Source organism: Bacillus sp. SIMBA_026, from assembly GCF_046535335.1.
In the GTDB taxonomy this organism is placed as follows: Bacteria; Bacillota; Bacilli; order Bacillales; family Bacillaceae; genus Bacillus; species Bacillus velezensis.
Window position 1 is genome coordinate 14015 of record NZ_JAWRWX010000001.1, and the last position, 26616, is coordinate 40630.

General features: G+C 46.7%; 30 protein-coding genes and 1 tRNA gene. 26 read left to right on the forward strand and 5 right to left on the reverse strand.

What is annotated here, in order from left to right:
* Positions 1-32 precede the first annotated feature (32 nt).
* Positions 33-1478 (reverse strand): catalase KatA, encoded by a 1446-nt coding sequence (gene katA / locus SB847_RS00140; protein WP_410563104.1) that lies wholly within the window; start codon positions 1476-1478, stop codon positions 33-35.
* Between the two features lie 255 nt (positions 1479-1733).
* Here katA and SB847_RS00145 point away from each other — a divergent pair, with 255 nt between their 5' ends.
* From SB847_RS00145 to rpsN, 6 genes are all read left to right on the forward strand, one after another.
* Entirely contained in the window at positions 1734-2669 is a 936-nt protein-coding gene (locus SB847_RS00145; RefSeq protein WP_410563101.1) for an amidohydrolase family protein, read from the forward strand.
* 223 nt (positions 2670-2892) lie between these two features.
* Positions 2893-3660 carry an ABC transporter ATP-binding protein gene (locus SB847_RS00150; protein WP_043021596.1) on the forward strand — a complete coding sequence of 256 codons (768 nt, stop codon included), beginning with the start codon at positions 2893-2895 and terminating at the stop codon, positions 3658-3660.
* Positions 3661-3675: 15 nt separating this feature from the next.
* Positions 3676-4665, forward strand: coding sequence for an aliphatic sulfonate ABC transporter substrate-binding protein (locus tag SB847_RS00155; RefSeq protein ID WP_015239446.1), 990 nt, complete (start codon positions 3676-3678; stop codon positions 4663-4665).
* Positions 4665-5498, forward strand: a complete 834-nt coding sequence (locus SB847_RS00160; RefSeq protein WP_410563098.1) for an ABC transporter permease — start codon at positions 4665-4667, stop codon at positions 5496-5498. Before SB847_RS00155 ends, SB847_RS00160 begins: the two co-directional genes overlap by 1 nt.
* Positions 5499-5522: 24 nt before the next feature.
* Entirely contained in the window at positions 5523-6659 is a 1137-nt protein-coding gene (ssuD, locus tag SB847_RS00165) for an FMNH2-dependent alkanesulfonate monooxygenase (protein ID WP_410563095.1), read from the forward strand.
* Positions 6660-6833: 174 nt separating this feature from the next.
* Complete coding sequence (gene rpsN, locus SB847_RS00170) at positions 6834-7103, forward strand: 30S ribosomal protein S14 (RefSeq protein WP_014417259.1); 270 nt, start codon at positions 6834-6836, stop codon at positions 7101-7103.
* Positions 7104-7123: 20 nt separating this feature from the next.
* Here rpsN and SB847_RS00175 read toward each other — a convergent pair whose 3' ends face one another.
* Both SB847_RS00175 and SB847_RS00180 read right to left on the reverse strand, forming a co-directional pair.
* Positions 7124-7591, reverse strand: coding sequence for a hypothetical protein (locus tag SB847_RS00175; protein WP_082997751.1), 468 nt, complete (start codon positions 7589-7591; stop codon positions 7124-7126).
* A complete protein-coding gene (locus SB847_RS00180) occupies positions 7588-7791 on the reverse strand; it encodes a helix-turn-helix transcriptional regulator (protein WP_003155407.1) in 204 nt (67 codons plus the stop codon). The genes SB847_RS00175 and SB847_RS00180 overlap by 4 nt, the downstream gene beginning before the upstream one ends.
* 190 nt (positions 7792-7981) lie before the next feature.
* Here SB847_RS00180 and SB847_RS00185 point away from each other — a divergent pair.
* Positions 7982-8055: transfer RNA gene (locus SB847_RS00185), tRNA-Gly, on the forward strand.
* Between the two features lie 90 nt (positions 8056-8145).
* Here SB847_RS00185 and SB847_RS00190 read toward each other — a convergent pair.
* On the reverse strand, positions 8146-8769 hold the full coding sequence (locus SB847_RS00190; RefSeq protein ID WP_045207027.1) for a hypothetical protein: 624 nt from the start codon (positions 8767-8769) through the stop codon (positions 8146-8148).
* A gap of 84 nt (positions 8770-8853) precedes the next feature.
* Here SB847_RS00190 and queG point away from each other — a divergent pair, with 84 nt between their 5' ends.
* The 18 genes from queG to SB847_RS00280 all read left to right on the forward strand — a co-directional run bounded on the left by queG (position 8854) and on the right by SB847_RS00280 (position 25104).
* Complete coding sequence (gene queG / locus SB847_RS00195; RefSeq protein WP_015239452.1) at positions 8854-10014, forward strand: tRNA epoxyqueuosine(34) reductase QueG; 1161 nt, start codon at positions 8854-8856, stop codon at positions 10012-10014.
* Between the two features lie 76 nt (positions 10015-10090).
* On the forward strand, positions 10091-11002 hold the full coding sequence (locus SB847_RS00200; RefSeq protein ID WP_410577206.1) for an amidase domain-containing protein: 912 nt from the start codon (positions 10091-10093) through the stop codon (positions 11000-11002).
* Between the two features lie 36 nt (positions 11003-11038).
* Entirely contained in the window at positions 11039-11521 is a 483-nt protein-coding gene (gene trmL / locus SB847_RS00205; protein ID WP_410563087.1) for a tRNA (uridine(34)/cytosine(34)/5-carboxymethylaminomethyluridine(34)-2'-O)-methyltransferase TrmL, read from the forward strand.
* 139 nt (positions 11522-11660) lie between these two features.
* Entirely contained in the window at positions 11661-12293 is a 633-nt protein-coding gene (locus SB847_RS00210; RefSeq protein WP_015417094.1) for a YhbD family protein, read from the forward strand.
* The gene (locus SB847_RS00215) at positions 12284-12997 is read left to right on the forward strand and encodes a polymer-forming cytoskeletal protein (protein WP_410563085.1); all 714 of its coding nucleotides are present in this window, start codon (positions 12284-12286) and stop codon (positions 12995-12997) included. Before SB847_RS00210 ends, SB847_RS00215 begins: the two co-directional genes overlap by 10 nt.
* Positions 12998-13008: 11 nt before the next feature.
* Positions 13009-13719 (forward strand): hypothetical protein, encoded by a 711-nt coding sequence (locus tag SB847_RS00220; protein WP_375005112.1) that lies wholly within the window; start codon positions 13009-13011, stop codon positions 13717-13719.
* 358 nt (positions 13720-14077) lie between these two features.
* Complete coding sequence (gene prkA / locus SB847_RS00225) at positions 14078-15973, forward strand: serine/threonine protein kinase PrkA (protein ID WP_003155391.1); 1896 nt, start codon at positions 14078-14080, stop codon at positions 15971-15973.
* 190 nt (positions 15974-16163) lie between these two features.
* Positions 16164-17342, forward strand: a complete 1179-nt coding sequence (yhbH, locus tag SB847_RS00230; RefSeq protein WP_017417325.1) for a sporulation protein YhbH — start codon at positions 16164-16166, stop codon at positions 17340-17342.
* A 186-nt stretch (positions 17343-17528) separates the two neighbouring features.
* Positions 17529-17993, forward strand: coding sequence for a MarR family transcriptional regulator (locus SB847_RS00235; protein WP_003155389.1), 465 nt, complete (start codon positions 17529-17531; stop codon positions 17991-17993).
* A gap of 36 nt (positions 17994-18029) precedes the next feature.
* The gene (locus SB847_RS00240) at positions 18030-18695 is read left to right on the forward strand and encodes an HlyD family secretion protein (RefSeq protein WP_007610259.1); all 666 of its coding nucleotides are present in this window, start codon (positions 18030-18032) and stop codon (positions 18693-18695) included.
* Between the two features lie 40 nt (positions 18696-18735).
* Positions 18736-20331: an MFS transporter gene (locus SB847_RS00245; protein WP_003155387.1), complete on the forward strand. Its 1596-nt coding sequence runs from the start codon at positions 18736-18738 to the stop codon at positions 20329-20331.
* Positions 20332-20355: 24 nt separating this feature from the next.
* On the forward strand, positions 20356-20889 hold the full coding sequence (locus SB847_RS00250; protein WP_003155386.1) for an NAD(P)H-dependent oxidoreductase: 534 nt from the start codon (positions 20356-20358) through the stop codon (positions 20887-20889).
* Between the two features lie 12 nt (positions 20890-20901).
* Entirely contained in the window at positions 20902-21273 is a 372-nt protein-coding gene (locus SB847_RS00255) for a hypothetical protein (RefSeq protein WP_025284468.1), read from the forward strand.
* 119 nt (positions 21274-21392) lie between these two features.
* Positions 21393-22160, forward strand: coding sequence for a hypothetical protein (locus tag SB847_RS00260; protein ID WP_088462369.1), 768 nt, complete (start codon positions 21393-21395; stop codon positions 22158-22160).
* 2 nt (positions 22161-22162) lie between these two features.
* Positions 22163-22540, forward strand: coding sequence for a GntR family transcriptional regulator (locus SB847_RS00265; protein WP_044801699.1), 378 nt, complete (start codon positions 22163-22165; stop codon positions 22538-22540).
* Positions 22530-23246: an ATP-binding cassette domain-containing protein gene (locus SB847_RS00270; RefSeq protein ID WP_044801698.1), complete on the forward strand. Its 717-nt coding sequence runs from the start codon at positions 22530-22532 to the stop codon at positions 23244-23246. The genes SB847_RS00265 and SB847_RS00270 overlap by 11 nt, the downstream gene beginning before the upstream one ends.
* Entirely contained in the window at positions 23247-24164 is a 918-nt protein-coding gene (locus SB847_RS00275; RefSeq protein WP_044801697.1) for an ABC transporter ATP-binding protein, read from the forward strand.
* Entirely contained in the window at positions 24157-25104 is a 948-nt protein-coding gene (locus tag SB847_RS00280; RefSeq protein WP_410563075.1) for an ABC transporter permease, read from the forward strand. The genes SB847_RS00275 and SB847_RS00280 overlap by 8 nt, the downstream gene beginning before the upstream one ends.
* 91 nt (positions 25105-25195) lie before the next feature.
* Here the strand turns inward: SB847_RS00280 and cspB are convergent, their stop codons facing one another.
* A complete protein-coding gene (gene cspB, locus SB847_RS00285; RefSeq protein ID WP_003155376.1) occupies positions 25196-25396 on the reverse strand; it encodes a cold shock-like protein CspB in 201 nt (66 codons plus the stop codon).
* Positions 25397-25778: 382 nt separating this feature from the next.
* Here cspB and SB847_RS00290 point away from each other — a divergent pair, with 382 nt between their 5' ends.
* Positions 25779-26609 carry a MetQ/NlpA family ABC transporter substrate-binding protein gene (locus SB847_RS00290; RefSeq protein ID WP_410577207.1) on the forward strand — a complete coding sequence of 277 codons (831 nt, stop codon included), beginning with the start codon at positions 25779-25781 and terminating at the stop codon, positions 26607-26609.
* Positions 26610-26616 lie beyond the last annotated feature (7 nt).

Consider the following 26616-nt stretch of genomic DNA (forward strand, 5'->3'; position numbering starts at 1 on the left):
ACCTGCCGGGCAGACCGGCAGGTTTTTTGATGTTATTTTGGTGATGGCAGTCCGAGTCCTTCGGCAACGCGTCTGCCGTACTCAGGATCAGCCTTGTAGAAGTGGCCGATCTGGCGCAGCTTAATTTCTTCTTTTTTCACAGGTTTCATCGCACTGACGATATTGGCGACAAGGCGCGCGCGCTCTTCCTCGCTCATCAGGCGGTACAGGTCGCCGGCTTGTGTGTAATGATCATGATGATTATAGCTTACACTGTCAGCGAAACCTGATACAGGATATGCCGCCTGTTTATCTTCAGGTGACTCTTTCGGGCCGCCGAAGCTGTTAGGCTCGTAATAGACGGAGCGGCCGCCGTTATCATCAAAACGCATTTGTCCGTCACGCTGATAGTTTTTCACTTCATTGCGGGAACGGTTGATCGGCAGCGCCTGATGGTTCGCGCCGACACGGTAGCGATGCGCGTCATGGTATGCGAACAACCGGCCTTGAAGCATTTTGTCAGGTGAGACGTCGACGCCGGGGACTAATGTGCCGGGAGAGAACGTCGCCTGTTCTACTTCCGCAAAGTAATTTTCCGGATTGCGGTTCAGAACCATGCGGCCGACTTCAATGAGCGGATAGTCTTTTTGAGACCATACTTTTGTGACGTCAAACGGATCAAAGCGATATGTGTTTGCGTCTTCTAACGGCATGATTTGAACATATAATTTCCATGCGGGGAAATCGCCGTTTTCAATCGCATTGAACAAATCTTCCGTATGGTAATCGGGATTTTCGCCCGCGATTTTTGCGGCTGTATTAACATCAAGGTTTTTCACGCCTTGCTCTGTTTTAAAGTGATATTTAATCCAGACGCCTTCGCCTTTATCATTTGTCCATTTAAATGTATGGCTTCCGAATCCGTGCATATGGCGAAGAGTCGCCGGAATGCCCCGGTCTGACATCAGAATGGTTACCTGGTGCAGGGATTCCGGCGACAGAGACCAGAAATCCCAAACGGCCGTCGGATTTTTCAGATGTGTTCTCGGATCTCTTTTTTGTGTATGGATAAAGTCAGGGAACTTGATGGCATCGCGGATGAAGAACACGGGTGTATTGTTTCCGACGATGTCGTAGTTTCCTTCTTCTGTATAAAACTTAACGGCAAATCCGCGCGGGTCGCGCACTGTGTCACTAGAGCCCAGTTCGCCCGCAACGGTTGAGAAACGGATGAAGAGCGGCGTGCGTTTACCGACTTCTGACAGAAATGCGGCTTTCGTATATTTTGTAACGTCATTTGTGACTTCAAAATAACCGTGTGCGCCCGCGCCTTTTGCGTGAACGACACGCTCGGGAACGCGTTCTCTGTTAAAGTGCGCCAATTTCTCAAGCAGATGGACGTCTTGTATTAAAGCAGGACCGCGATCGCCGGCCGTCATTGAGTTTTGGTTATCTCCGACAGGAGCGCCCCAGCTGGTTGTCAATTTATTTGAACTCATGTGATCACCTCTTTAGATTTATAAAAATATAATATCACCTATCAGTAAAAAGTCAATATTATTTTATAATGATTATAAAATAATTATTTTTATTATCGAAAAAAGAGTCTGGTTTTGAAAACCTACTTGACTGACGGGAATAATGAGTTTAAGATGAGAAAAAATAGAAACCGCTGACTTGGACACAAGAGGCTCTTATTCTTCACTGGATAAGGGCCTTTTTTATTGTCAGGCGGTAAGGGAGGCGGCGATTGTATGCTTTTCCGGCAGCATTTTAAACCTGTCGATATTCACGGTCATCTGCCGTACAGCCTTTATTTCGGCAAAAACGATAAGACATTTTCCGATTATAACCGGGAGCGGTCAGAAAGAATGAATCTGACTTGGGACTTTCCTGATCCGCATGATGTTGATGGCGATGAGGGCGAAATCGCTTTGGTGACAAGATGGGAGAATGAATTAGATAAGTACGGCATTGACGTGCTGAATTTTTTAACAGCAGAGAGCAATGACCGGATGGCGGCGTTTATTCAAGCCAATCCCGCGAGATTTACCGGATTTGCATATCATCCTTTGGAGCGGGAGGATGCGTATGAAGAGCTGAAAAGAGCGGTAGAAGAGCTCGGTCTGAAAGGATATAAACTGTTCGGGCCGCTGACAGACATCGATTTTCATGATCCGTCGCTGAAAAAGCTGTGGACGTATCTGGCTGACAAAAGGCTGCCTGTATTAATTCACTTCGGGCTTTTAGGAAGAGCGGGGGGCATTGTCAGCCATCGCAACATCAACCCGCTCTCCATCTATCGTGTCGCGAGAGAGTATGCTGATATACCGTTCATCATTCCGCATTTCGGCGCCGGATATTATCAGGAATTGCTGCAGCTGTGCTGGAGCTGCCCGAATGTGTATATTGACACGTCCGGCTCAAATCAGTGGATGAGGTGGATGCCGTACCCGCTTGATTTGGAAATTCTGTTTCGAAAGACATTTGAATTAATCGGTGCTGAACGGATCATCTTCGGGACGGATTCGAACGGATTTCCGAGAGGATATGTATACAGATATCTTCAGGAGCAGGTGAGGACCTGCCGGGAAATCAATATGCGGGAAGAAGATATAGAAAACATTTTCGGCAACAACGCGCGGACATTATTGAAAATCGCCCGCCAAGAAAAGGAAGTGAATACGTGATACAGCCGATGCGCTCTCTGGCAGGGTTATGCCGGAGGGCGTATTTTAATCCTTATAAAAAACAGTTGACAAGTCGGAATAATTTGAATTAACATGATATTCAAATTTAAAAACAAACGGGTTGCCGATCGGACCGCCGAAGGCTCCCATCTCTGCAAGCAATCGGAGATGGGGGCCTTTTTGTTTTTCGATCGCACGCGGCAAAAAGAGAGGGGGAAGACAGATGGCTGTAACCATCAGCATACAAGAAAAAGCTTTTGAGCATGAAGGCCGGAAAACGCCGGTGCTGAATGATATTGAGCTGTCAATTGCATCGGGAGAATTTTTGACTGTCATCGGTCCGAGCGGATGCGGCAAAAGCACGCTTTTAAAATTGATTGCCGGTCTTGATACCGATTATAAAGGCTTTGTCACAATAAACGGCCGCAATGTGTCGGGACCGGGCATCCGGCAGGGATTTATCTTTCAGGAGCACCGGCTGTTTCCCTGGCTGACGGTAAAACAAAACATCGCTGCCGATCTCAATATGAACGACCCGGCCGTTCGGAAAAAAGTGGATGATCTGATTGAGGTTGTCAGGCTGCAGGGAGCGGAGAACGCTTATCCGCGCGAATTATCCGGCGGCATGTCGCAGCGGGTTGCCATCGCCAGAGCTCTTTTACGTGAGCCGGAGGTGCTGCTTTTAGATGAACCGTTCGGGGCGCTTGACGCTTTTACGAGAAAACATTTGCAGGATGTGCTGCTTGATATATGGCGCGAGAAAAAAACGACGATGATTCTGGTCACGCATGATATTGATGAATCCGTCTATTTAGGCGATAAGCTGGCGATTCTCAGGGCAAAGCCCGGCCGGCTGCACAGCCTGATGCCGATTCAGCTTCCGCATCCGCGCAATCGGACGTCAGCGGATTTTCAGGCCGTCCGGCAGAAGGTGCTTTCTGAGTTTGAGAAAACGGAAGACCTCCGGTTTGCGGATGGGTCCGGGATATAGAAGGGACGAAGCGAAGTGAAAAAAATCATCATTCTTTTAGCCGCAGCAGTCATGATGTCAGCCGGATGCAGTGCAGACGGGACAGGAGGGAGCGGGAAAACGGTGAAAGAAATCCGGATCGGCATCCAGCAGAGTTTAAGCCCGCTTCTCATTGCCAAGGAAAAAGGCTGGTTTGAAGAGGCCTTCAAAAAAGACGGAATAAAAGTAAAATGGGTCGAATTCCAAAGCGGTCCTCCGCAATTTGAAGGTCTTGCCGCCGATAAGCTTGATTTTTCCCAGGTCGGCAATTCACCGGTCATTTCCGGTCAGGCGGCAGGAATTGATTTTAAAGAGATCGGGCTGTCTCAGGACGGGTTAAAGGCAAACGGCATTCTCGTAAACAAGGGCAGCGGGATTCAGAGCCTGAAAGAATTGAAAGGTAAAAAAATCGCCGTAGCCAAAGGCAGCAGCGGCTTTGATTTTCTCTATAAAGCTTTAGATAAAGCGGGTCTTTCCGCCGATGACGTCACCATCATCCAGCTTCAGCCTGATGAGGCGGTTTCCGCTTTTGAAAACAAATCAGTTGACGCATGGTCCATTTGGGAGCCGTATTTGTCGATTGAAACGCTGCAGCACGGGGCGGAAATATTGGCGAACGGAGAAAGCACAGATTTATATTCTCCCGGTTTCACGTTAGTCAGAACGGGATTTTCCAAAGAACACCCGGATGAGGTGGTCCGTTTTCTGAAAGTGTTCAATAAAGCAGTTACATGGCAAAAGGAACACAAAGATGAAGCTGTCTCCTTATATGCGAAAATCAAACATCTTGATCCGAAAGTCGTCAGAAACGTGCTTAACAATACTGAGCCTCTCAATGAACCGATCAATGATGATATTGTCAAAGCCCAGCAGGAAACCGCTGATTTTCAATATCAAACAAAAGCGATTCATAAGAAAATTCATGTAAAAGACGTTGTTGACAATTCATTTATTAAAAAAGCGCTTGAAACGGGGGATGGCAAGTAATGAAAGCAGAAGCATCAACGGCTGCCGGCGCAATAAGCCAATCAGAAAAGAAAGCTCTGGCAAGATCCCGGAAGTATTCATACCAATGGATGAAGGGGGTTGTACTCCCGGCTGCGGTCATCGCAGTATGGCAGTTTATCGCAAGTCTGGGCATGGTCTCGGCCACGGTGCTCCCGTCGCCTGTCGTCATCTTGCAGACGTTTCAGGAACTTCTTCTTTCTGGTGAGCTCTGGGGTCATTTAGAGATCAGCTTATACCGGGCGGCTGCCGGATTTCTGCTTGGCGCAGGCCTCGGGCTTGTTTTCGGGCTGCTGGTCGGTTTTTCAAAGCGGACGGAAGCATATCTTGATCCGTCTCTGCAAATGCTCAGAACGGTTCCGCACTTGGCCGTGACTCCTCTGTTCATTTTGTGGTTCGGATTTGATGAGACATCAAAAATTCTGCTGATCGCATTGGGGGCTTTTTTCCCCGTGTACATTAATACGTTTCTCGGAATCCGCAGTGTGGACGCGAAGCTGTTTGACGTCGCGCGGGTGCTGGGATTTAACTGGTATCAGCAGATGACAAAATTAATTCTTCCGGCATCTCTGCCGAATATCCTGCTCGGCATCAGGCTCTCTCTGGGCATTGCGTGGCTCGGTCTCGTGGTGGCGGAACTGATGGGATCGAGCGAGGGCGTCGGTTATATGATTATGGATGCCAGACAATTTTCACAGACAAATAAGGTGTTTGCCGGCATTATCATTTTTGCGGCTGTCGGCAAGCTGACAGATGCATTGGTCAGAATGCTCGAACGGAAACTATTAAAATGGCGGAACAGTTATGAAGGGTAACCTATTAAAAAAGGAGAGATTCATATGGAGATTCTTTGGTTTATTCCGACGCATGGTGACGGCCGGTATTTAGGGACGCAAACGGGAGGGAGGACGGCGGATCATCTTTATTTTAAACAAGTGGCACAGGCGGCGGACAGACTCGGGTATACGGGGGTTCTGCTGCCGACGGGGAGATCATGTGAAGACCCATGGCTGACGGCTGCCGCTTTAGCGGGGGAAACGAGTGACTTGAAATTTTTAGTGGCGGTCCGTCCGGGACTGATGCAGCCGTCTGTCGCCGCGAGAATGGCGTCGACAATGGATCGGCTGTCAGACGGCCGTTTGCTCGTAAATGTCGTAGCGGGCGGAGATCCTTATGAACTGGCGGGAGACGGCATGTTTATCAGCCACGATGAACGTTATAAGGCGACTGAAGAATTTTTAACCGTCTGGCGCGGACTCATGCGGGGCGAAACGGTGACATATGAAGGGGACCATATCAAAGTGGAAAACAGCAATCTGCTGTTTCCTCCAAAACAATCTCCGCATCCGCCATTATATTTCGGCGGTTCATCACAGGCGGGAATTGAGGCTGCGGCGAAACATACAGATGTCTATTTAACATGGGGAGAGCCGCCGGAGCAGGTAAAAGAAAAGATTGAAACCGTTAAAAAACAGGCTGCCAAGGAAGGAAGGACGATGCGTTTTGGCATCAGACTTCACGTGATTGTCCGGGAGACTGAGGAAGAGGCATGGGAAGCGGCTGAACGATTAATCAGCCACTTAGACGAAGAGACGATTGCGAAAGCGCAGGCTGCGCTCCGGCGCGCTGATTCTTCGGGACAAAAACGGATGGCCGCTCTCCATAACGGTGACCGCTCGAAGCTTGAGATCAGCCCGAATCTCTGGGCTGGCATCGGACTGGTCAGAGGCGGAGCGGGCACGGCGCTTGTCGGTAATCCGCAGACCGTCGCTGCTCGAATTTTAGAGTATCAGGCACTCGGCATTGAGTCGTTTATCTTTTCAGGCTACCCGCATCTGGAAGAAGCTTATTATCTGGCTGAACTCGTGTTTCCGCTTCTGCCGTTTCAGAATGAGCGGACTAAAAAGCTTGAGCGCAGACTGGGTGAAGCAATGGGCAACGACCATTTTGCAAGAGGAAATAAAGCGACAGTCTGATGACGTCGCAAGGCGGATAATTGACGGCGGGCGCTTTCTGCGGTTTCATTTCCGGGGAAATTCCGGCAGTGAAGGCGGGTATTCACCCGCCTTTTTAAGCGCTTAGCTTGCACGATACTCATATAGATGATATGATACAAAACGTAATTATTACGATTTGTTAGGAGTGCTGAAATGGCAAAAAAATCAAAAGTGATCAAAGAGCTCAAGCGGCAGAAGCTTGTTGAACAATATGCGGACATCCGAAGAGAATTAAAGGCAAAAGGAGACTGGGAAGCGTTGAGCAAACTGCCGCGTGATTCTGCTCCGGCCAGGCTTCATAACCGCTGTACGGTGACGGGGCGGCCCCGCGGATATATGAGAAAATTTAAACTGTCCAGAATCGCATTCAGGGAACTAGCCCATAAAGGCCGGGTTCCCGGGGTGAAAAAAGCGAGCTGGTAATGTAAAAAACTCCGGAACTGTCATGAACCGGAGTTTTTGCCGTGCTTATGAAAAGTGAAAACATAAGCCAAATGCTGAATCATCATCAGAATGAAAATCAAAAGAATTGGAAAAAAGGGTAGATGCGGCTGAATCAGCGGATAAAACAAAAGCAGAACGGCTGCGGCCGGCAATGAGAAGTAAACGGCGATATACGAGGAACGGCAAGCTTTAGCCGTCATCATTCGTTCTCTTTCATCCTGTTCCTCAAATTCATCGGGCACAAGCCTGTGCTTTTTGCCGTTTCGTTTTTTCTTTTCGGCATAGATATACAATGCGGCACAAACGGTAAACAGCAGAAACGGAGTGATATTCAGCTCAAATGAACCGCTCCCCTTCGTTTGGAAAAACTGAGCGATCCGCGGCGCCGCTTCCATTAAGGAAATAAGCGTCCAGCAGGCCAATCCGTAGAGTGCAAGGTGAAAACACGCTTTTATTTTCAAACTCATTTTTTCTCCTCCTCCAGCCAGAAAACTTCCTCCATCGGCAGGGAGAAAGCCCGGCAGATGTTAAGCGCCAATAAAAGTGAAGGCACATAATCTCCTTTTTCAATCGCTGCAATCGTCTGTCTGGTGGCTCCGGCTTCTTTTCCGAGCGTTTCCTGAGAATAGCCGAATCTGGCTCTCAGCTCTTTTACTTTATTTTTCATCATCAGGCGTACCTCAAGTTTTCTTCTTTTTCATATTGTATGAGATATTTAACAAAATGTAAACCTAACTTAACATGTGGACAAAAAAAGAATTTTTTTCGACAAATTTTTTAACATTCCCTTGACGAAAAAAAAATATACATGTAATATTAGAAACATCAAATCGCTACTGACAAAAAAGAATTTTGATGCGGGTGTAGTTTAGTGGTAAAACCTCAGCCTTCCAAGCTGATGTCGTGAGTTCGATTCTCATCACCCGCTCCATACATACGTTATTAACGCAGTGTTTCGTTTCTCTGATAAACGAAGTATTGCGTTTTTTTATGTGAAAAAAGACACGAAAGGCGTGTCTTTTTATGAAAGCCAAGAGACGGTATGCGTGCCTCCGTGAATTTGTTCAAACATTTTTGTTAAGGATGATAGCAGCTCATCCGCCGCGTCGGCATGAAATGAAGGCGGGAAAAAGATCAGCTGCAGCATTTTCTTTGTGCCGGGCGTGACAGGGCGGGTATTGATATGTCCGGTGAAGTCGCCGAAAACGCCGTCCGGGCCGGAGAAGGACAGTACGCTTTCTTTTTCTCCGATCGTAATTGAAATTGGTTCATCTATTTCTGCGGCATCATACGCCATGATAGGCAATGAATATTTCAAGGAGAAAAAAAGTATGGTATCATGGGCTGAATTCACACTTTCAATGAATCGTTCCCGGGAAATATCGCCGAGCATAAGCTCCATCGGCGTTTTTTGTCCTGAAAAGGCGGGACTGAGCTGTTCCATCAAACGCGCCCACTCTTTTACAAAAGGCTGCTCATCTATACCGCCGTCAGCATAATCAAAGTAAAGAGATTCTTGAAATAAACGGAGGCGGCCTTTCAGCATTTGCGGAGCAGGCCCGACTTCGATCTGTTCATATAAGATGGCTGCCGCTTTGATCCCCGGCACCCGTTCAGCAATAAGTGGATCTAAACTGATGTTCAAGTGTGTTCACTCCATTTCGGGATGATAAAACTCTATTATACCTGTGCGGGAGCCTGATCACAAAGAAAGGAGGCTGTGCAAAAAATGAATATTCATAAACTGAAAGAGGAATTAATCGAATACGCCAAAAGCATCGGAGTCGACAAAATCGGGTTTACGACGGCTGATACGTTCGACAGTCTGCGGGACCGGCTGATTCTTCAGGAATCACTCGGCTATTTATCCGGTTTTGAAGAGCCGGATATTGAAAAACGGGTCACTCCGTCTTTGCTTCTGCCGAAAGCCAAATCGATCGTCGCCATCGCCCTTGCTTATCCTTCCAAAATGAAAGATGCGCCGAGGAGCACAAGGGACGGCCGGCGCGGCATTTTTTGCAGAGCTTCCTGGGGGAAGGATTATCATGACGTGCTGCGGGAAAAGCTTGATCTGCTGGAGAATTTTCTCCAAAGCAAACATGAGGATATCCGCACAAAGTCAATGGTGGATACAGGGGAATTGTCTGACAGGGCCGTGGCTGAACGGGCGGGAATCGGCTTCAGCGCCAAAAACTGCATGATCACCACGCCTGAATACGGTTCTTACGTCTATCTGGCTGAAATGATCACCAATCTGCCCTTTGAACCGGATGTGCCGATTGAAGATATGTGCGGTACGTGCACAAAATGTTTAGACGCGTGTCCGACCGGCGCACTCGTCAATCCCGGACAGCTTAACGCCCAGCGCTGTATTTCGTTCCTGACCCAGACAAAGGGATTTTTGCCGGATGAGTTCCGCACGAAAATCGGAAACCGTCTGTATGGCTGTGACACGTGCCAGACGGTCTGTCCGATTAATAAGGGGAAAGATTTTCATCTTCATCCGCAGATGGAGCCTGATCCGGAGATCGCAAAGCCGCTGTTAAAGCCGCTTTTGACCATAAGCAATCGCGAATTCAAAGAAAAATTCGGACATGTATCGGGATCATGGCGCGGCAAGAAGCCGATACAGCGGAATGCGATTTTAGCTTTGGCTCATTTTAAAGATGCCTCGTCTCTTCCGGAATTAACGGCCTTGATGCACCAAGATCCGCGTCCCGTCATCAGGGGGACGGCCGCCTGGGCCATCGGGAAAATCGGTGACCCAGATTATGCGGGGGAATTAGAAAAAGCGCTTCAAAAGGAGCAGGATGAGGAAGCCATACGGGAAATTGAAAAGGGACTGGAGCTGTTATCGGTTTCTGATAAGACTAAAACCGGCCGGTCCTGACATATGTATAGAGAAAAAGCACTTGGCCGGAGTTCAAGTGTTTTTTCTTTATAAAACAGTATGGTGGGTGGAGCGCTTGAAGCATATTATTGAAGATTTAGCGGAGGCCCGGCTTCATTATTTAATCAACGGAACCGAGATGAGGCACAATGGGCAGCCCGGCGATCTTGAGGTCCTGACGAGAAAAAAAGAGCTGTTTAAAAAACGGAAAGTTGACATCGTGAAAGCGAAGGCAAAAGCCGTCATTGTCAAAAGCAGCCTTGAGGACGACGGCACGTTATGCGTCATGTACACGATTCATTTCGAATATTTGTGCAAGGAGCATGACGGACACCTTTACTTAGAAGAGCAGATTGAGGAACGGACTGCATTTCTCTATGATCAGCTGTTGATTAAAGACCGGGAAGTAAAGAAAAAACCGGCGGGATTTTCTGACGGGAACAGCGTAATTGAATATGAGCGGAGTGAACGGGAAGATTTCGGGCGGGCGTTTCAATACGACCGTCTGGCTGCCGTGCAGTACGCGGAGAAGTTTTGGAATAAACGAAATCCCGCTTATAAAAATTTCAGCGATAATTGCACCAATTTTATTTCCCAATGTTTACATGCCGGAAAAGCACCGATGCGGGGGCATCCGAACAGAGGCTCAGGCTGGTGGATGAAGGCAAGCTCGTGGAGCTACAGCTGGACGGTCGCGCATTCGATGAAGATGTACCTGGCCCAATCCAAGGCCGGGCTCCGCGCGGTGCAAGTATCAAGAGCTGAAGAACTGATGCCCGGAGATATCATTTGCTATGATTTTGAAGGAGACGGCCGTTTTAATCATACGGCGATCGTGGTCGCGAAAGATAACAGCAATATGCCGCTTGTCAATGCCCAAACGTATGACAGCAGAATGAGATATTGGTCATATGAGGATTCAACGGCGTATACTCCTTCCATCAGATATGCGTTTTTTCATATTACGGATGATACGACAAAAGAGTAATTAATGATATAATGGTGGGCGGAATAAAAAACAGAGGTGAACATCGTGGCATTACATGTCGTTTTATATCAACCCGAAATCCCGGCCAATACGGGAAATATCGCACGTACTTGTGCGGCAACAGACACAACGCTTCATTTGATCCGCCCGCTCGGATTCTCAACCGATGATAAAATGCTGAAGCGCGCCGGACTCGATTATTGGGAGTTCGTCAACGTCGTATATCATGATTCATTGGAAGAGTTATTTGAGGCATATGAGAACGGAAAGTTTTTCTTCATTACAAAATTCGGTCAAAAGCCGCACACATTATTTGATTACTCAAATACGGAGGAAGACTTTTTCTTCGTATTCGGCAGAGAAACGAGCGGACTTCCGAAAGAATTGATCGAAAACAATATGGACCGCTGCCTGCGTCTGCCGATGACCGAGCATGTGAGATCATTAAACCTGTCCAACACGGCCGCGATTCTTGTATATGAAGCGCTGCGCCAGCAAAATTACAGAGATTTGACGTGAGAAAAAACGCCCGCATCCGGGCGTTTTTTTTTATTGAATAAAAAAGACGGACAGCAGCGGTTCACGGCATTTTTATATTTCCAGGCTTAACAACGTAACAGTGTTATGTTACAATACATTCATCGAAGGAGCTGGATTCATGGAGGAACAACTGATTTCTAAAAAAGAATTGCTGGAAGAAACATCAATTTCATACGGACAGCTGTACCGCTGGAAACGGAAAAATTTAATTCCTGAAGAATGGTTTATCCGAAAATCAACATTTACAGGCCAGGAAACATTTTTTCCGAGAGCGGAAATATTAAAACGCATCTCAAAAATACAGAAAATGAAAGAAAACCTGTCTTTGGATGAAATGAGAGAAATGCTGTCTCCGCAAATGACTGATGTCAATATAACGTCTGCGGAGCTGCTTCAAAAGGGACTGATTTCAAAGGCTGCGCTGCAAGTTTATGGAGAAGACGGCGTGACATTCACGTCCCGCGCGCTGCTGTCTTTATATGTGCTTGAAGGACTTTTGCAATCGGGCAATATCAGCCTTGAGGAAGGAAAGTTGGCGGCAGGGGTGCTGAAAACGTATGAGGCTTCCGAACTGAAAGCGAATACGGAGCTTGTCATGCTCCGAAAGCTTGGCGTAACGACGTGCTTCATCGCAGACGCGGAACATATTTTATTTGAACCGACTGTCAAAGTGGTTGAACGTGTGGCGCTTGCTGCGGCATCGGAAGAATTAAAAACGAAATGGATGCAGGAGGACCATCAATGGAAGTAACAGATAAATTAATCATCAACGGTTCAGGAAGTTCAAAAGGAGGCCGTTTTCATACAGTGGAGATCAACGGAAGCGGCACGGTGTCAGGTGATGTGGAGTGCGCGAGCTTTTTGTTTAACGGCAGCGGAAAAACAGACGGACATGTCAAGACGCAAACGCTGACGATCAGCGGTTCGGGGAAAATTTCCGGCAGTGCCGAAGCTGAATCCATCCGTATCAACGGAACGGGTGTCATTAAAGGTGATGTCAAAACGGAGCGGCTGAACGTCGCGGGCTTTTCATCTTTCGGCGGCGGTGTGAAAGCTGATGATATTTTCATATCCGGGAAAGCCGGGATTGAAGGCGATTGCGAGACAGAGACGTTCCGTTCGGAAGGCAAATGCAAGATCGGCGGCCTGCTGAATGCCGATGAAGTCAATATTAAGCTGGCGGCGGGAGAAAGCCATGTGAGAGAGATCGGCTGCCGCCATTTGAAAGTGATGAGCAGAAAGAGCGTGCTTACGCGTTTTAAGCTGATGCCGGCCCCGGTGCTGACAGCGGAGCTGATTGAAGGTGACATCATTGAATTGGCGGACACGAACGCGAAGACAGTCCGCGGAAATCATGTGCGGATCGGCGCAGGCTGCACCATTGGGACTGTGGAATACAGCGGCGATTTTACATGTGACCCTTCCGCTTTGGTTAACAAAGTCGTGAAACGATAGGAGGAACTGCGATGGAAACGACAAAAAAATTGAGTCATTTAAAAATGTACGGAGCCGGACACGCCTCCGGCGGGTCCTACCAAAATGTAAGCATTAAAGGGGAAGGAACTGTCGGCGAAGGACTTCAAAGCGAACGCTGCCGGATATTCGGTACGGGACTTTTTCTCGGAGATGCCGAGATCAACAGGTTGAAAATTTTCGGAGAGCATGAAGTTGCAGGAGATTTATCAGCACGTTCAGCAAATGTGATGGGCACATTGAAAGTCGGCGGCTCCATGCGTTTCGCCGCGATGAGGCTGAAAGGACTTGCTGAAATTGGCGGCGGGGCCGCGGGAGAGCGGTGTCATTTAAAAGGAAGTCTCACCGTCGGCGGCGATTGCGAGACGGAGCTGCTTCATGTAACAGGATGTATCAATGTGGCGGGATTGTTAAACGCGGGGGACGTAAACATCCATTTGCGTTATGACCGAAGCCGCGTGAAAGAAATCGGCGGCACATCGATCACCGTCAGACGGAAACCCGGTTTTCTTAAACGGAAAGCCGGCACGCTTTCTGCTGAATTGATCGAAGGAGACGCAATTTACCTCGAATACACGGAAGCGGACATCGTCAGAGGAAAGCATGTGGAAATCGGCCCGGGCTGCAAAATCGGAAAAATCGAGTATCAAACAAGCTGCAAATCTCATGAAAAATCAACTGTCCAAGAACATATTCGAATATGAAACATTGTTATGTTGTACAGGAAAGGGTGCTCTTTATGAAGAGCACCCTTTTGCCGTTATTTGTTTTCAGGTTTGCTGTCGTAACCCGCCGTAAAAATGGATACTAAAAAAGTGAGAATGACCCCAAGTAAAATGATCGTTTTCATCATTTCTCCTCCTCTTTGCTTTTCCATTTGATGTCCGAGTCTGGATGAAACTGTATTTCTTTCATTATGAACGGTGCACCGGACCCTTGTCAATGACGGCCTTATAACGTCTTTATTTTTAAGAAACGAAAAGCATGTATTATCACGTCACCGCATAGATTGTAACAAAGTACCTTATTTCTAGTGCATTAACCATGATAGAGGAGGTTCTTATGGATATATTAAAGAAAATTGAAAAGTACAGAGAGGAAGAGCAGCGTCTCAAATGGGAAGGGACGTTCGCTGATTATTTGGAGATCATAAAAGAAAATCCATTGGTCGCGCAGTCTGCTCATTCTCGCGTTTTTAATATGATAAAAGACAGCGGAATCGAGGAGGATGACGGTAAAAAGACATACAGCTTTTTCTCGAGGGAGCTGTTCGGCCTTGAGGAATCTCTGGAACGGCTCGTGGAGGAATACTTTCACCCGGCTGCCAAGCGGCTCGATGTAAGAAAACGGATTTTACTATTGATGGGACCCGTCAGCGGCGGAAAGTCAACTCTTGTCACCATGCTGAAAAAAGGGCTTGAAGCCTACTCATTGACAGACAACGGCGCTGTTTACGCCATTAAAGGCTGCCCGATGCATGAAGATCCTCTCCATCTCATTCCCCATCATCTGCGCGACGACTTCTACAGAGAATACGGCATCAGAATTGAGGGCAGCCTTTCTCCGCTTAATGTCATGCGGCTTGAAGAAGAATACGGCGGCAGAATTGAGGATGTAAAGGTTGAACGTATATTCTTCTCGGAGGATAAACGTACCGGAATCGGAACCTTCAGCCCGTCTGATCCGAAATCACAGGATATCGCCGACTTGACGGGGAGTATTGATTTTTCAACAATTGCCGAATACGGCTCAGAATCAGATCCGCGCGCTTATCGGTTTGACGGTGAATTAAATAAAGCGAACCGCGGAATGATGGAGTTTCAGGAAATGCTGAAATGCGATGAAAAATTTCTGTGGCACCTTCTGTCACTCACGCAGGAAGGGAATTTCAAAGCCGGACGGTTTGCGCTCATCTCAGCCGACGAATTGGTTGTTGCGCATACGAACGAAACGGAGTACCGCTCGTTTATTGCCAATAAGAAAAATGAAGCCCTTCACTCCAGGATCATCGTGATGCCTGTTCCTTATAATTTAAAGGTGTCAGAGGAAGAACGGATTTATGAAAAAATGATTTCTGAAAGTGATGTTTCTGACGTACACATCGCCCCCCATACATTAAAAGTGGCCGCGATGTTTTCTATTTTGACCAGGCTGAAGGAACCGAACCGTTCTGATATTGATCTTGTCAAAAAAATGAGGCTCTATGACGGAGAAAGCGTTGAAGGTTACAATTCCGTTGATCTGGAGGATATGAAGAAGGAATTCCACGATGAAGGAATGAGCGGAATTGACCCGCGCTATGTCATCAACCGCATTTCCTCAACGATTATCCGAAAAAATATGGAATCGATCAATTCGCTTGACGTGCTGCGTTCCTTAAAAGAAGGACTTGACCAGCATCCGTCGATCTCCGCCGAGGACAAAGAGCGGTATATGAATTTTATTTCCGCCGCCAGGAAAGAGTACGATGACATCGCTAAAAAAGAAGTGCAGAAGGCGTTCGTCTATTCATATGAAGAATCCGCGAAAACTCTCATGGACAATTATTTAGATAATGTGGAAGCGTACTGCAATAAAAATAAGCTCCGCGATCCGCTGACGGGAGAAGAAATGAATCCTGACGAAAAACTGATGAGATCCATTGAAGAGCAGATCGGCATTTCAGAAAACGCGAAAAAAGCGTTCCGCGAAGAAATCTTAATCCGCATATCCGCCTATGCAAGAAAAGGAAAACGCTTTGACTATAATTCGCACGAAAGACTCCGCGAAGCGATTCAGAAAAAGCTGTTCGCAGACTTAAAAGATGTGGTGAAAATTACGACCTCAACCAAAACGCCGGATGAACAGCAGCTTAAAAAGGTCAATGAAGTTGTTGCAAGGTTAATAGATGAACACGGTTATAATTCGACTAGCGCTAATGAACTGCTGAAGTATGTCGGAAGCTTGTTAAACCGCTGATGTTTGATTTCATTGAGAGGCCCGTCTGTATAAGGACGGGTTCTTTTGGCTGTTTTTCGCAATTGTTTGTCAATTGGAGAGTCCGTCCGGCATAAGATGAAAATAAATCTTTTCGCCGGACTTGTTTCATAAACAGGACCAAGCCGGAATACACATGTAAAACGACCATAACGGTTAAGGAGGGGAATTCATGTCCCGTAATGACAGCGGAAATTTTTTGATTTCAGAGGAAGACTGGTCCCTCCATCGCAAAGGCTTTGACGACCAGCAGCGCCACCAAAAGAAAGTACAGGAAGCGATAAAAAACAACCTTCCGGATCTTGTCACTGAGGAAAGCATTATTATGTCCAACGGAAAAGATGTCGTGAAAATCCCCATTCGTTCGCTTGATGAATATAAAATCCGTTATAACTATGATAAAAATAAACATGTCGGCCAAGGCGACGGCGACAGCGAAGTCGGCGATGTCGTCGCAAGAGACGGCGCAGATAAAAAGCAGGGTGCCGGAAAAGGCCAGGGAGCCGGCGATCAGGCAGGCGAGGATTATTATGAAGCGGAAGTTTCATTGATGGATCTGGAAGAAGCGCTGTTTCAGGAATTAGAGCTGCCGAATCTGCAGCAAAAGGAAAGGGACAATATCGTCCATACCGATATCGAGTTCAATGATATCCGGAAAACCGGGCTGACAGGGAATATCGATAAGAAAAGGACGATGCTGTCGGCCTATAAACGAAACGCTATGACAGGCAAGCCGTCGTTTTACCCTATTTATCCGGAAGATCTGAAATACAAAACATGGAATGATGTGACGAAGCCGGAATCGAAAGCTGTCGTTTTAGCCATGATGGATACAAGCGGTTCGATGGGCGTATGGGAAAAGTATATGGCGAGGAGCTTCTTTTTTTGGATGACACGATTTTTACGGACAAAGTATGAAACGGTTGATATCGAATTTATCGCCCACCATACGGAAGCGAAGGTCGTGTCCGAAGAAGATTTTTTTTCGAAAGGCGAGAGCGGGGGCACCATCTGTTCCTCCGTTTACCGGAAGTCTCTTGAATTAATTGATGAAAAATATGACCCCGCCCGCTACAACATCTATCCGTTTCATTTTTCAGACGGAGATAACCTGACTTCGGATAACGCCCGGTGCGTAAAGCTCGTCAATGACATCATGAAAAAATCGAATCTGTTCTGTTACGGTGAGGTCAATCAATATAACAGGCATTCCACCCTCATGTCCGCCTATAAAAATGTCAAAGATGATAAATTTAAATACTACATCCTGAAACAGAAATCAGACGTATTTCAAGCGCTGAAAAGCTTTTTTAAAAATGAGGAAGCCGGTGTAAGCAAAGCATCGTATTAAATATAAAGCCGAGTGAAGAATCGTGCGGCCGCGGTTCTCCGCCCGGCTTTTTTAAATTAAAAATAAAGAGAAAAAACGGCATAAAAAAAATCCTTAAAAAATGAAACTTTTCTCTTTACAAACCTTCTTTCATTTATTAATATTTTATCTTGTGAACTATTATTAAGGGAATGAGGTGAAAATACGGTGATTGAATCAGAGCTCGCTTTGCTCAGTTTTGAACAACTGTTTGATACTTCCAGATCGATTTACAAAAAGCAGAAAATGATTCTGGAGACAGTGCTTGAACCTTTTGATATTACAGTGCTGCAGTATCTGCTGATGTTCAAAATACATAAGAGCAAAAGCACGCAGCTTTCAAGGCTGGCTTTGTCGCTTGATCTGAAACCGGCGTCTGTCACGAGAATGACCGATATTCTGTATAAGCGCCGCCTAATGGTTCGGAGCGACTATCACGACGACCGGCGTGTTGTTATGATTCAGTTAACCGAAGAGGGGGAAGAACTTCTAAAGAAAGCTGCTGTTCAATATGCCGAAAAAGCGGCGGTCTTATACCGGCAGCTCAATACCGCTGAACTGCAGTACCTGCGCAAGCTTGCGGAAAGTTTAACGAAGCTTGCAAACGGCTGTGCAGTGAAAAACGGAAAATAAAAAAATCCCCACATATTTTTATCATCATTCCACAAAATGATAGAGGAAGAAACGAAAGGAGAAAACAAAATGAACAGAGGACGTTTAATTCTGACCAACATTATCGGTTTGATTGTTGTTCTTGCAATTATAGGCGGAGGTGCTTACTACTATTATCAAAGCACACACTATGTAAAAACCGATGAAGCAAAAGTTGCCGGCGACATGGCTGCTATCACAGCTCCTGCTGCGGGTAAAGTAACTGACTGGAACCTTGATGAGGGGAAAGAAGTAAGCAAAAACGACGTTGTTGCAAAAATCAAAGGACAGCAAAATGCTGACGTAAAAGCCATCATGGATGGAACAATCGTGAAAAACGAAGTGAAAAACGGCCAAATGGTGCAAGCCGGTACGACAATTGCCCAGGAAATTGACATGAAACACCTTTACATCACTGCAAACATTAAAGAAACAGACATTAGAGACATTGAAGTAGGAAACAAAGTAGACGTAATTGTTGACGGCGACCCTAATACTACATTTGACGGAACAGTAGAAGAAATCGGTTATGCGACAAATTCAACATTTGATATGCTGCCTTCTTCAAACTCAAGCGGCAACTACACAAAAGTAACGCAAAAAGTTCCTGTTAAAATTTCACTCAGCAACCCATCTGACAAGGTGCTTCCTGGTATGAACGCATCTGTAAAAATCTCTGAATAATACAGATCAGTCATCAAACCATGAAGGGAGGTTGTCTTAGGTGGCTAAATCAGATAATCAAGTAAAAAGTCCTAAAACATTGCTTATTGTGCTTATGGCCGGGTTATTCCTGGCGATCTTGAACCAAACGCTTCTTAACGTGGCGATGCCGCACTTAATGACCGAGTTCGGTGTGAGTGCGACGACGATTCAGTGGCTTACGACCGGATACATGCTGGTCAACGGTGTTTTGATTCCGTTATCTGCGTTCTTAATTACCCGGTTCGGACAGAGAAGCCTCTTTCTCGTAGCCATGTTCTGTTTTACAGCGGGAACGTTAGTCTGCGGAATCGCGCCTAACTTCTCAACCATGCTGATCGGCCGGTTAATTCAGGCGGTCGGCGGCGGTATCCTGCAGCCGCTGGTCATGACAACCATTCTGCTTATCTTCCCGCCTGAAAGCAGGGGGAAAGGAATGGGGATTTTCGGTCTTGCGATGATGTTTGCTCCGGCGGTCGGACCGACTCTTTCCGGCTGGATCATCGAGCATTACACATGGCGCATTATGTTCTACGGCCTTGTTCCGATCGGGGCAATCGTTATTATCATAGCGTTTTTCCTCTTTAAGAACTTGGTGGAACCGCAAAAAATCAAACTCGACAGCTTGGGTGCGATTCTATCCATTGTCGGATTTGCCTCATTGCTCTACGGAGTCAGTGAAGCGGGCAGCGACGGCTGGGGAGATCCGATCGTGCTGTCTACCGTCATCGTCGGTGTCATCGCGATTGCCGCGTTTGTCATTCAGCAATTGCGCTCTGAAAAACCGATGCTCGACTTCCGGGTATTTAAATATGATATTTTCTCACTTTCCAGTGTGATTAACATCATTATTACCGTTGCGCTTTACACAGGAATGTTCCTGCTTCCGATTTACCTGCAGAACTTAGTCGGCTTTACGGCGCTGCAATCGGGTCTCTTGCTATTGCCGGGCGCGATTGTCATGCTGATCATGTCGCCGATTTCCGGTATTCTGTTTGACAAAATCGGTCCGAGACCGCTTGCGATTATCGGGCTGGTGATCACGGTCGCAACGACATTCCAGTACACAAAATTGACAATTGACACACCTTATACGCACATTATGCTTGTCTATGCCATCCGCGCATTCGGTATGTCACTGTTAATGATGCCTGTTATGACAGCCGGAATGAACCAGCTTCCGGCACGGTTGAACAGCCACGGCACGGCGATGAGCAACACGCTCCGCCAGATCAGCGGTTCAATCGGAACAAGTTTGATCACAACGATTTATACGAACCGTACGACAATGCACTATTCGCAGATTGCGGATAAAACGAGCACGGCTGATCCGAGCTTCATGCAGTCGTTCCAAAGCGCGGTTTCGAATTTAATGGTCAACATGAACATGTCGCTTGATGCGGCGAAACAAACCGTTTATTCATATCTCTACAAAACAGCTTCACTTAATTCCAACGTTATGGGGATTAATGACGCGTTTATGTGGGCGACGATCTTTGCGGTTATCGGCGTAGTCCTGAGCCTGTTCTTGCGCGACGTACGGAAAGACAAACAGCGGGCGAAGAAAAAAGAGGAGCTGTCATTGCTTCCGGCCCCTAAAGAAGTGAAGGAATCTTAATCATCTGAATGGGAGGTTTCCTGAATGAAAATTTACGTAGTGTACGATAGTGAAGGCGAACATACAAAACACCTTGCTGAAGCCATTGCCGAAGGAGCACGAGAAAACGCTGAGGCTGAAGTCCTGATCGACCATGTCGATCAAGCAGACATCCGCAAGCTGAAAGACATGGATGCCATTATCTGGGGATGCCCGGGACACTTTGGCACCATCAGTTCAGGCTTAAAAGCGTGGATCGACAGACTCGGCTATCTGTGGGCTGAAGGCGAGCTGATTGATAAAGTCGGCGCCGTATTCTGTACGACGGCGACAACACATGGCGGATTAGAAATGACAATGCACAATCTGATCACTCCTATGTTTCACCAAGGTATGATTGTTGTCGGACTTCCCGGCAACGTTCCTGAAAACGCGCTGTACGGCTCTTACTACGGCGCGGGCGTCACATGCCCGGTTGACAGCGATGTGCTGATGACGGAAGAAGGCCTTCAATTAGGCCGTGCGCTTGGCAGACGTGTCAGCCAAGTCACAGGTAATCTAACTGCCGGACGACAGTAAGGAGAGGGTTATATGGCCATTATTATAGCGGTTATTGCTGCTGTCATTGTGATTGCACTTCTTATCACATTCAATGTCCGCAGCACTTCTGCAGGACAGAATGTCAAAGAAGAAAAGAGAGAAGCGATCGGCACTACAGCCGAACAGCCGGAAAAGCATGATCCGGCCGAGGAGCGCTCAGCCGAGCATGCTCCCGTCGTTGTAAAATCTGAATCTCCCCGTGAGAAAAAGAATACAATGGGCGATGATGTGTACCGTCAGGCGCTTCAGAAGTTTAAGACTTCTGAGACGGATCAGGAACCAAACGATCCTGATAGCGGCGGCAAAATGCAGGATAGCAGCTATCGTGATGCGCTGCTCTCCTTAAAAAACAAAAAGAAGTAATTGAAAAGGCAAATCTGTGTAATAGCGGATTTGTCTTTTTTTTATTGAAGATATTGTAATACATGATGATCTAGTGTACTATGTTACTCATACACTTGATCCGAATGGAGAGAGCAAGAATGACATCGTTTTTAGGTTTGCTGAAAAAAGATGCGAAGGTTTCATGGATTTGGCTCGCGGTGTGGCTTTGCGGCATGATTTGCTGGGCGTTTGCAGCCCACGTCATCGCTGCCCGTCAGAAAGAACCGCTCGTCATTTTCGGCTTTTTTGCGGCAATGGGGTTTTTTCAATTTCTTGTAGCGCCGCTGTTTATGTACTATCACCTTCATAAAGAAGGAAAAAACCAGCTGTGGCTTTACAATCCGAATGGAGGATTTTATCTGCTGGCTTCCAAGCTGACGGCCTCACTGCTGTATCAGTTGATCGGGCAGCTGGCGCTGACCGGCTACGGCATTTGGATGTACCGGATGCTTTCTGCAAAAGGAGCGCTGGAACACACCATTCCCCTGGCCGGCACATTAACCGGACTGAATGCTTACCTGCTGATCAGTTCAGCGTACTTATCTGTGATCGTGGCCGTATTTTGGACTGTTTTTCACTCATTAAAACATGTTCCCGTCCTCCGTTGGGTGATCTGCATCGTGCTTGCGTTTGTCTGGACCTATATTGACGATAAAATCATTACGCCTTTCACTTCATCTCAATATGATATATGGCCGGTAAAAGTGTATGTGAATTCTCATTTTCATTATACAAAATTGACTGGATGGACGATGGAGCTGAAAGCCGTCCACATTTCGCTTTTCAGCTTCCTGGCAGTGATCGTGCTTGCGGCGCTCTGTCTCGCGCTGGCCTCTATGCTGCTGAATCGAAAGGTTGAGGTGTAATGATGGAGAATGAATTTCAGTCATCCAAGCCGATTTATCTGCAGATTGCCGATCGTGTATATTACCGGCTGATCCGAAGTGAGCTTTCACCGGGGGACAAACTGCCGTCCGTAAGGGAGATGGCCGTACAGATGAAAGTGAATCCGAACACGATACAAAGAACGTACAGTGAAATGGAAAGGCTGGGGATCGTGGAGACGAGAAGAGGACAGGGAACCTTTATAGCGGAAAGATCCGATCTGAAAGCGGAGCTGAAAGACAGGCTGACAAAAGACGTTTTCAAACGCTTTATTCAGGAAATGGCGGAGCTGGGGTTATCTCCTGAGGAAATGCTCGACGGGATCAAACGATATGCGGAGGAAGCAAACGATGAAGCTTGATTTTGAACGCGTAACAAAAAAATACGGCCGCAGGCTCGCGGTCAGCGATGTATCATTTTCATTGTCTCCGGGTAAAATCTACGGAATTTTAGGGCCGAACGGAAGCGGTAAATCAACAACGCTTAAAATGCTTGCCGGGCTTGCGTTCCCGACATCGGGCGCCGTCCGGATGGGAGACTGCGCAGTAAGCAGGAACATGCTGTTTCGTACGGCTTATTTAACCGAACATGATATGTTTTCCGCCCGGACGACCGTCGGTGATATGCTCACATTTTATCATTCGCAATTCCCGGATTTTCAGCTGGAAAAAGCACATAACCTATTAACGGAAATGAATCTTTCAGCGAAGCAGAAGATAAAAGAGCTGTCCAAAGGCAGCCGGGGCAGGCTGAAAATCGTTTTGGCCCTGTCGAGAAAAGCATCCGTCATTCTGCTGGATGAGCCGTTTTCAGGTCTTGATCCGGCGGTCAGAGAGTCGATTGTCAACAGTCTCGTATCTTATATTGATTTTGACAGCCAGATCGTCGTCATCGCCACACATGAGATCGGCGAGATTGAGACGCTGTTAGACGAAGTGATGGTTTTCATAAAAGGGGAAATCGCTGAACGGCGCGAGGTCGAAGAAATTCGGGAACAGGAAGGAATGTCCGTCCTGCAATGGTACAGAAGCGTCATGCAGGCGCACGAAATAGAAGGGGGATTCTAATTGGAAACGGTATTAGAACTGCAACAGGTAAAGAAAACGATAAAAGGACGAACGATTATTCATGATCTGAGCTTCTCCGTCCGGGCGGGCGAAGTGTTTGGGTTTTTAGGGCCGAACGGAGCGGGGAAAACCACTACGATCAGAATGATGGTCGGATTAATGAAACTGTCTCAGGGAGACATCGTAATCTGCGGAGAATCCATTACGAAAAACTATGCAAAAGCGGTCAGGCACGTCGGGGCCATCGTGGAAAACCCGGAGTTGTACAAATTCCTGAGCGGCTATAAAAATTTACAGCAGTACGCAAGGATGGTAAAAGGCGTTACGAAAGAAAAAATAGATGAGGTCATCGAGCTCGTCGGGTTGCAGGACAGAATACATGACAAAGTAAAAACCTACTCTCTCGGAATGAGACAGCGTCTCGGCCTCGCCCAAAGCCTGCTGCATAATCCTAAGGTGCTGATTCTGGATGAACCGACAAACGGCCTTGATCCCGCGGGCATCAGGGAAATCAGGGACCATCTGAAAAAGCTGACACGTGAAAAAGGAATGGCTGTCATCGTCTCAAGCCATCTGCTGTCAGAAATGGAGTTAATGTGCGACCGAATCGGCATTCTGCAAAAAGGGGAGCTTGTCGATATTCAAAAAGTAAGGGTTGAAGGAAAAGAGGATAAAGATACATACTTCTTCCATATTGAACAAAGAGAAGAGGCTCTTGCCGTTCTGAGTCAGTTTGACTGTGTGAAGAAGACAGACGGCATTGAGATCAAGCTGTCAAAACAGGAAGTGCCTGATGTGATATCACTGCTCGTCCGTGAAAACATCCGCTTATATGAAGTGAAAATCATGACAAAATCTTTGGAAGACCGTTTCTTGGAGATTACCGGCGGGACGAAAGAGGAGGTTCAATATGTTTAAGCTGATCTATAATGAATGGATAAAAATTTTCAGCCGCGTCGGCACGTGGGCTATGATTGTGATTTTAGGCGTTTCGATGATCGGTTTTGCGCTTCTGTCAAACCATTTCACCTCCAGCGAAGCCAATCCGAATTGGAAACAGGAGCTCCAGGCTGAAAACAAAGAAATGAAACAGCAGATGAAGGAAACCGGAAATCAGACGCTCATTGATAACCTGAAACAGAATGTCGCGATAAATCAATACCGTATGGATCATAACATCCCCGAGGATACAGGGTACACAGTGTGGTCATACGTAGCTGATTCTTCGATGATGACTGTTTTGACCGGGCTGTTTACGATTATCATTGCCGCAGGAATCGTGGCGAATGAGTTCAACTGGGGGACGATCAAGCTGCTGGCTATCCGTCCGCTCAGCCGTTTTCAGATTTTGTTATCTAAATATATGACGGTGCTGCTGTTCGGACTGCTGATGCTTATGATTTTATTTGCCGGCTCCGCTCTGCTGGGATTGGTCTTTTTCGGGACAGGCGGAGATACTGCGGCTGATGTTCATCTCGTATACAAAGACGGCCATGTTTTTGAGCAAAATATCATCGCTTTCCTCGCTAAAACATATGTCTATGAATCTGTCTCCGCTTTTATGCTTGCGACGATGGCGTTTATGCTGTCTGCGGTATTCCGGAACAGCTCATTAGCGGTCGGATTTTCTATTTTTCTATTGGTTATGGGGAACACGGCGACGGTATTTCTTGCTGCGAAATTTGAATGGACCAAATATATTTTATTTGCGAACACGGATTTGTCGCAATATATGAACGGGACTCCTTTAGTAGAGGGGATGACGATGACATTTTCGGTTGTGATGCTTGTGATTTACTTCGTTATTTTTCTGGCGCTCGCATTCGGCGTCTTCTTAAAACGCGATATTGCCACCTGATATAAAAAAGCTGTTTTGCCTTTGCAAAACAGCTTTTCGTTTTAGATGAAAAAAAACCTGCCGGCATACACCGGCAGGTTTTTTAAACAATTTATGCTTTTGTTACGTTAGCAGCTTGTGGTCCGCGGTTTCCTTCAACGATTTCGAAAGAAACAGATTGGCCTTCTTCTAAAGTTTTGAAGCCTTCGCCTTGAATAGCAGAGAAGTGAACGAATACATCGTCTTGACCTTCTACTTCGATGAATCCGAATCCTTTTTCAGAGTTGAACCATTTTACTTTACCTTCTAACATGAAATTTCCTCCTAAAGCGACATAACGCTTAAATTCACTATTCTTGCTCTAAAACAAACTTCCAAGACGAAAACTCTTACAAAACTTTCTTCTTAAAGATAGTTCGAACAAAAATAATTACCTTTACTCTACCAGTAATTCGAAGAAAAAACAACTGCTAAATGTAACTTTTTTCGAAATAACATGTTTTAAGAGGAGAACGCTCTGATACGGAAATCTGATTTGAGACTAGAACAGCCCATTTTCAGCTGATAAAAACAGCTTTGCAGCCTCTTAAGGAAGCAATTGACAACCCTTTTTTAAATCGGTATTGTATGTAATCATGAGCCCGAATATCATGGTGCAGCCTCTGTACATAAAAATAGATAGGGAGTAGGTCAACTTGAACCTGCGGCTTATAAACAGTCTGTTTCTTTTCATTTTGATCATATCACTTACTTCATGCCATTATCCTGACGGGAACCGGACAATTACTATCGGAATCAATGAATCTGATCAATCGATCTGGGAGTTTGTCGCGAAAAAAGCCGGTGAGGAAGGATTGCAGCTTTCTTTGGTAACGTTTTCGGATTATGCCGAGGCCGATTTGGCGCTTGCCGGCGGGGATCTCGACGCCAATGCGTTTCAATCCGTTTCTTATTTTCAATCTTTGCCGCCTCATGTGAAAAAGAAGCTGGCTCCTTTAGGAACGACATATGCGGCATCGCTGGGGGTGTATTCCAAGCAACATAAACGGCTGAAGGATATACCGGACGGAGCGGTCATTGCCGTGCCTGATGAAGCGGCGGCCTTCGGCAGGGCGCTTTTTCTCATGCAGGAGGCCGGACTGATGACATTGAAAAAGGGATTCAGCGGTACGGGGTCAACTGATATGATCAAGGACAACCCGAAGCATCTGACCTTAAAAACGGAAACAAAAAAGAACGCCTATCAGGCGGCGGAACATGCTGACGCAGCAGTTCTCAGTCAAAGCGAGGCGAAAAAAGCAGGATTTCATGCGGAGAAGGACGCGCTGATCCGATCGGCGCAAATGAAGGAAGCGTATATTCATCTGATCGCCGTCAGGGCTGAGGATAAAGATGATGAACGGATGCAAAAACTCCTGTCTTTGTATCAATCAGATGATACCGCGGCGTTTATTGAAAAAGAATATGAGGGCAGCCTGATTCCTGTTATCCTGAAAGGCGGCTTTCTCACTGAAAAGAAAGAATGATTTCCTC

What these genes read in the sequence shown, in the direction of transcription:
- katA (WP_410563104.1), bottom strand. Translation starts at nt 1,478, where the DNA reads ATGAGTTCAAATAAATTGACAACCAGCTGGGGCGCTCCTGTCGGAGAT.
- SB847_RS00145 (WP_410563101.1), top strand. Translation starts at nt 1,734, where the DNA reads ATGCTTTTCCGGCAGCATTTTAAACCTGTCGATATTCACGGTCATCTG.
- SB847_RS00150 (WP_043021596.1), top strand. Translation starts at nt 2,893, where the DNA reads ATGGCTGTAACCATCAGCATACAAGAAAAAGCTTTTGAGCATGAAGGC.
- SB847_RS00160 (WP_410563098.1), top strand. Translation starts at nt 4,665, where the DNA reads ATGAAAGCAGAAGCATCAACGGCTGCCGGCGCAATAAGCCAATCAGAA.
- ssuD (WP_410563095.1), top strand. Translation starts at nt 5,523, where the DNA reads ATGGAGATTCTTTGGTTTATTCCGACGCATGGTGACGGCCGGTATTTA.
- rpsN (WP_014417259.1), top strand. Translation starts at nt 6,834, where the DNA reads ATGGCAAAAAAATCAAAAGTGATCAAAGAGCTCAAGCGGCAGAAGCTT.
- SB847_RS00175 (WP_082997751.1), bottom strand. Translation starts at nt 7,591, where the DNA reads ATGAGTTTGAAAATAAAAGCGTGTTTTCACCTTGCACTCTACGGATTG.
- SB847_RS00180 (WP_003155407.1), bottom strand. Translation starts at nt 7,791, where the DNA reads ATGAAAAATAAAGTAAAAGAGCTGAGAGCCAGATTCGGCTATTCTCAG.
- queG (WP_015239452.1), top strand. Translation starts at nt 8,854, where the DNA reads ATGAATATTCATAAACTGAAAGAGGAATTAATCGAATACGCCAAAAGC.
- SB847_RS00210 (WP_015417094.1), top strand. Translation starts at nt 11,661, where the DNA reads ATGGAGGAACAACTGATTTCTAAAAAAGAATTGCTGGAAGAAACATCA.
- SB847_RS00215 (WP_410563085.1), top strand. Translation starts at nt 12,284, where the DNA reads ATGGAAGTAACAGATAAATTAATCATCAACGGTTCAGGAAGTTCAAAA.
- SB847_RS00220 (WP_375005112.1), top strand. Translation starts at nt 13,009, where the DNA reads ATGGAAACGACAAAAAAATTGAGTCATTTAAAAATGTACGGAGCCGGA.
- prkA (WP_003155391.1), top strand. Translation starts at nt 14,078, where the DNA reads ATGGATATATTAAAGAAAATTGAAAAGTACAGAGAGGAAGAGCAGCGT.
- yhbH (WP_017417325.1), top strand. Translation starts at nt 16,164, where the DNA reads ATGTCCCGTAATGACAGCGGAAATTTTTTGATTTCAGAGGAAGACTGG.
- SB847_RS00240 (WP_007610259.1), top strand. Translation starts at nt 18,030, where the DNA reads ATGATAGAGGAAGAAACGAAAGGAGAAAACAAAATGAACAGAGGACGT.
- SB847_RS00250 (WP_003155386.1), top strand. Translation starts at nt 20,356, where the DNA reads ATGAAAATTTACGTAGTGTACGATAGTGAAGGCGAACATACAAAACAC.
- SB847_RS00255 (WP_025284468.1), top strand. Translation starts at nt 20,902, where the DNA reads ATGGCCATTATTATAGCGGTTATTGCTGCTGTCATTGTGATTGCACTT.
- SB847_RS00260 (WP_088462369.1), top strand. Translation starts at nt 21,393, where the DNA reads ATGACATCGTTTTTAGGTTTGCTGAAAAAAGATGCGAAGGTTTCATGG.
- SB847_RS00265 (WP_044801699.1), top strand. Translation starts at nt 22,163, where the DNA reads ATGGAGAATGAATTTCAGTCATCCAAGCCGATTTATCTGCAGATTGCC.
- SB847_RS00270 (WP_044801698.1), top strand. Translation starts at nt 22,530, where the DNA reads ATGAAGCTTGATTTTGAACGCGTAACAAAAAAATACGGCCGCAGGCTC.
- SB847_RS00280 (WP_410563075.1), top strand. Translation starts at nt 24,157, where the DNA reads ATGTTTAAGCTGATCTATAATGAATGGATAAAAATTTTCAGCCGCGTC.
- cspB (WP_003155376.1), bottom strand. Translation starts at nt 25,396, where the DNA reads ATGTTAGAAGGTAAAGTAAAATGGTTCAACTCTGAAAAAGGATTCGGA.